Annotated in this window: 8 protein-coding genes; 4 read left to right on the forward strand and 4 right to left on the reverse strand. The window is 73.0% G+C overall.

Features of this window, described 5'->3' with window-relative positions:
* Both E4P40_RS26540 and E4P40_RS26545 read left to right on the forward strand, forming a co-directional pair.
* Positions 1-609 (forward strand): hypothetical protein (locus E4P40_RS26540; protein ID WP_209305538.1); only part of this gene is annotated, 609 nt, incomplete at its 5' end.
* 159 nt (positions 610-768) lie between these two features.
* Positions 769-972 (forward strand): cold-shock protein, encoded by a 204-nt coding sequence (locus E4P40_RS26545; RefSeq protein ID WP_014377016.1) that lies wholly within the window; start codon positions 769-771, stop codon positions 970-972.
* A 68-nt stretch (positions 973-1,040) separates the two neighbouring features.
* Here the strand turns inward: E4P40_RS26545 and E4P40_RS26550 are convergent, their stop codons facing one another.
* Positions 1,041-1,505 (reverse strand): hypothetical protein, encoded by a 465-nt coding sequence (locus E4P40_RS26550; RefSeq protein ID WP_135161305.1) that lies wholly within the window; start codon positions 1,503-1,505, stop codon positions 1,041-1,043.
* Between the two features lie 51 nt (positions 1,506-1,556).
* On the opposite strand from E4P40_RS26550, the gene msrB reads away from it, so the two are divergent.
* A complete protein-coding gene (gene msrB / locus E4P40_RS26555; RefSeq protein WP_135161306.1) occupies positions 1,557-1,979 on the forward strand; it encodes a peptide-methionine (R)-S-oxide reductase MsrB in 423 nt (140 codons plus the stop codon).
* 35 nt (positions 1,980-2,014) lie between these two features.
* On the opposite strand, the gene hemQ is transcribed toward msrB, so the two are convergent.
* The 3 genes from hemQ to E4P40_RS26570 all read right to left on the reverse strand — a co-directional run bounded on the left by hemQ (position 2,015) and on the right by E4P40_RS26570 (position 3,968).
* Positions 2,015-2,734 (reverse strand): hydrogen peroxide-dependent heme synthase, encoded by a 720-nt coding sequence (gene hemQ, locus E4P40_RS26560; RefSeq protein WP_135161307.1) that lies wholly within the window; start codon positions 2,732-2,734, stop codon positions 2,015-2,017.
* A gap of 104 nt (positions 2,735-2,838) precedes the next feature.
* Entirely contained in the window at positions 2,839-3,372 is a 534-nt protein-coding gene (locus tag E4P40_RS26565) for a YceI family protein (RefSeq protein WP_209305539.1), read from the reverse strand.
* Positions 3,369-3,968, reverse strand: coding sequence for a hypothetical protein (locus tag E4P40_RS26570; RefSeq protein WP_135161308.1), 600 nt, complete (start codon positions 3,966-3,968; stop codon positions 3,369-3,371). The genes E4P40_RS26565 and E4P40_RS26570 overlap by 4 nt, the downstream gene beginning before the upstream one ends.
* 150 nt (positions 3,969-4,118) lie before the next feature.
* On the opposite strand from E4P40_RS26570, the gene E4P40_RS26575 reads away from it, so the two are divergent.
* Positions 4,119-4,311: ATP-binding protein (locus E4P40_RS26575; protein ID WP_209305540.1), on the forward strand; the 193-nt coding region annotated here is incomplete at its 3' end.

A 4,311-nucleotide genomic window follows, 5' to 3' on the forward strand; every position in this document is an offset into this window, starting at 1 on the left:
TGGCAGTCCCTCGGCGGCTGGATCGACGACCTGGCCGTCGGTCAGAACGCCGACGGCCGCATGGAGGTCTTCGTCCGTGGCGCCGACAAGGCGCTCTGGCACACATGGCAGGTCGCCCCGAACGGCACCTGGTCGGGCTGGCTGTCGCAGGGCGGCTGGATCGACCGGCTGGCGGTCGGCCGCAACGACGACGGCCGGCTCGAGGCGTTCGTGCGCGGGTCCGACGGCGCGCTCTGGCACAAGTGGCAGGTGGCCCCGAACGGCACGTGGTCGGGCTGGCTGTCCCAGGGCGGCTGGATCGACCTGCTGGACGTCGGCAAGAACGCCGACGGGCGGCTCGAGGTCTTCGCCCGGGGGTCCGACCGCGCGCTCTGGCACAAGTGGCAGGTGGCCCCGAACGGCACGTGGTCGGGCTGGCTGTCCCAGGGCGGCTGGATCGACCTGCTCGACGTCGACCAGAACAACGACGGCCGGCTCGAGGTCTTCGCCCGCGGCGCGGACAAGGCGCTGTGGCACAAGTGGCAGGTCGCGCCCAACGGCACGTGGTCCGGGTGGCTGTCCCAGGGCGGCTGGATCGACCGGCTGGCCATCGGGCAGAACGCGCTCTGAGGGGATCGCGGTGCCCGCGAGCCCCCGTCACGGCGGTCCCGAGAGATCAGGAGCGCCGGCAGGTGTTCCCAAGTGGACGGATGCCGCTAGGGTTGTCGCGTCGGGAAGGCCCTGCGCTATGGCAGGACCCCGATGCACGACCTCAGCAAGGAGCGAGCAATGCCCGAAGGAACAGTGAAGTGGTTCAACGCTGAGAAGGGGTTCGGCTTCGCCACCCCCGACGGTGGCGGACCGGACGTCTTCGTCCACTACTCGGCCATCCAGTCCAGCGGGTACCGCTCGCTCGATGAAGGCCAGCGGATCGCGTTCGACATCGAGCAGGGCCAGAAGGGCCCGCAGGCGGCGAACGTCACCCCCCTCTGATCTGCTGATCAGCACAGCGCCCCCGCCCGGTTCTCCGGGCGGGGGCGCTGTCGTTCGTGCACGGCTCGTCAGCGTCGACGGGGGACGTACCCCCCGATGAGCGCCGACATCAGCAGCGCGCCGTCGTCCGGCCCGACCGCCACGGCGGCGTCGGCGAACGCCCGCCACCGCTGCCGCTCGACCTCGGTCGGGGCGTTCCCGGCCCGGGCGGTGAGCTGCTCGACGAGCCGGTCCCACTCCCCCTGCGGCGTGGGCCAGAGCCCGGCCAGCCGCCGTGCCTCGGCCGAGATCGCGGTGATCCGGACGATGTCCCCGGCGTGGTTGGTGAGCGGCTCGATGTAGCCCGCCGCCGCGAGTGCCTGCGCCGCGGCGACGACCTCGGCCTTCGGCAGGCCGCTGGCGGGCACGACCGACCCCAGCAGGTAGGGCGAGCTGCCGTGGTCGGAGCCGTCCACGAGGCGGGCGATGGCGCGCAGGACGGGCAGGTCACGGGTGAACCAGGTGTCGGGCAGGGGCTGATCGGGGATGCTCACTCCCCCAGTCTCCGCCAGGCCCCGGTGGCGCCGCCCTCGTACCGTGGGGGCATGACCACGTCCGCGGAGAAGCAGCCCAAGGTCAGCAAGACCGACGAGGAGTGGCGCGCGCAGCTGGCGCCCGAGGAGTACGCCGTGCTCCGCCAGGCCGGCACCGAGCGCGCGTGGACCGGCGAGTACGTCGACACCAAGACCGTCGGTGTCTACGAGTGCCGCGCGTGCGGCGCCGAGCTGTTCCGGTCGGAGACCAAGTTCGACAGCCACTGCGGCTGGCCGTCGTTCTACGCGCCGTCCGCCGGGGACAACGTGATCCTCCGCGAGGACCGCAGCTACGGGATGGTCCGCACCGAGGTGCTCTGCGGCAGCTGCCACAGCCACATGGGGCATCTCTTCGACGACGCCCCGCAGACGCCCACCGGCGACCGCTACTGCATCAACTCGGTGTCGATCCGCCTGAAGCCCGCCGACAGCTGAGCCCCCCGAGGTGCCGAAAGCGCCATTTCGGCACCTCAGGGCAGGTCGCGGACCAGTTCGGCGACGGGCTTCCGGACGCCGGTGTAGAACGGCACCTCCTCGCGCACGTGCCGCCGCGCCCGGCTGGCGCGCAGCTCCCGCATGAGGTCGACGATGCGGTGCAGCTCGTCGGCCTCGAAGGCCAGCATCCACTCGTAGTCACCGAGCGCGAACGAGGCGACGGTGTTCGCGCGCACGTCGGGGTAACCGCGGGCCTGCATGCCGTGCTCCTTGAGCATGTCCCGCCGCTCCTCGTCGGGCAGCAGGTACCACTCGTAGGACCGCACGAACGGGTAGACGCAGACGTAGCGCCGCGGCTCCTCGTCGGCCAGGAACGCCGGGATGTGGCTGCGGTTGAACTCCGCCGGCCGGTGCAGGGCCATCTGCGACCACACCGGCTCGAGGTGGCGGCCCAGGGCGGTGCGCCGCAGCCGGGTGTAGGCCTCCTGCAGCGCCTCGGGCGTCTCGGAGTGCCACCAGACCATGACGTCGGCGTCGGCCCGCAGCCCGGCGACGTCGTACACCCCGCGGACGACGACGTCCTTGCCCGCCAGCTCGTCGAGCAGGGCGGACGCCTCGTCGGCGGCGGCGGACCGCTCGTCGTCCCCGAGCGGGCGGGTCAGCTTGAAGACCGACCACATCGTGTAGCGGATGGTGGCGTTCAGCTCGCTCGCCCGCTTGCCGATGCTGCGGTCCTCGGTCTGCTCCTCGCTCATGCGCCCATTGTCCCCCGGCGTCCGAACCGCCTCGCGAGCCGCACCGCGACCGTGCGCTGATCGTGGTCTCCGTACGGGATGACCACGATCAGCGCACACTCGCGTCACGGGCGACGGGACATCGTCAGCCAGGCGTCGATCTCGACGCCGACGAGGCGCCCGATCAGGAACCGCGGTGCCCGGATGCCCACCGCCGTCCGGTCGATGGCGCCGGTGGCGCGGACGCGCACCCAGCTCCCGTCCAGCGCCGCCGACTCCGGCATCCCGGTCACCGCCAGCGGAGCCGACACCCCGCGGACCGAGAGCTCGCCGTCGGCCGTCCAGCGGCCCTCCTCGTCGGGGGTGAACCGGTCGGCCGCCCACGTCATCACCGGCTGCCGGTCGATGTCGAGGAAGTGCGGCTTGCGCAGGTCGGAGTCCCGCTTCCCGATGCCGGTGACGAGGGTCTCCAGGTCCAGCTCGGCCCGCACCCGCACCGGGTTGCCGGCGTCGTCGACCTCCACCTCGCCCCGGCTGCAGGTGACGGAGCCGTGCACCGGGCGCCCGAAGTTCGAGACGGTGAAGGTCACCCGGGTGCGGCTGTCGGACACCGACCAGGTGCCGGCGGCCGGGTGCAGGCTCCGCAGCTGGGCGGTCACGACCGCACCTCGATCGGCACCTGGGCGACGAGCACCCGGTCGATGTCGATCCGGTCCGGCTCGGTGAGCTGCGCCGGGTCCTCCCAGGCCAGCAGCTCGGTGCCGAGGATGGCCCGGCGGAGGGCCTCGGGGGTGTCCACGCTGGTCACCAGGGTGACGACGACCATCCGTGAGTCCCGGGAACGGAGCACCCAGGTGCCCACGACGCCCTCGACGTCGCGGGTCGCCGGGGCGATGCGTTCCCGCCCGGCGCGGATCGCGGCGTCGGCCCGGTCCGGATCGCCGGTCCCGTTGATCCAGACCAGCTGCGCGAAACGGGGCATCTCGGTCCGGGCGACGCCGGGGTCCGTCTCGACGACGGCGTAGACGGATGCGTCCAGCAGCCGTGCGCCCTCGCCGGGACGGGTGGCGGCGGCCGTGGCTTCCGTCTCGTCGTCCCAGAGCGCGAACACCGCGCCGTCCATGCCCTCGAGCCGGCCCAGGACGCACGCGCCGGCGGGCGACGCGCCGGCCAGGAGCGTGCCGAGCAGACCGCGGCCCCACTCCTCGCTCTCCTCGTCCGGCCAGCGCCGGAAGCGGTGGATGGTGGCGTACATGGGAGTCCTCCCTCGGTCCTGGCGGACCAGGGCCGGTCCGCGACGGGGACGACGATCCGGTGGACGGGACGCCGGGCCATCCGTGGGACCACTGATCCCGGGTACGCAAATGCGGTACGCACGCGGGGGCGGGCACGACATACTCCGGCGGTGGCCGACCCGGCAGCCGCGGCGGACGCCGACGCGAGCCCGTTCGTGGGGCGCGGCGTCGAGCTGGCGACCCTGCGCCGGCGGATCGACGCTGCCGAGGCCGGCCAGGGCGGGCTCGTGCTGGTGGCCGGTCCGGCCGGGATCGGGAAGACCCGCACCGTCGAGGAGGCGCTGCGGTCGGCGCCCGACGTCC

Source organism: Blastococcus sp. CT_GayMR20 (assembly GCF_004570345.1).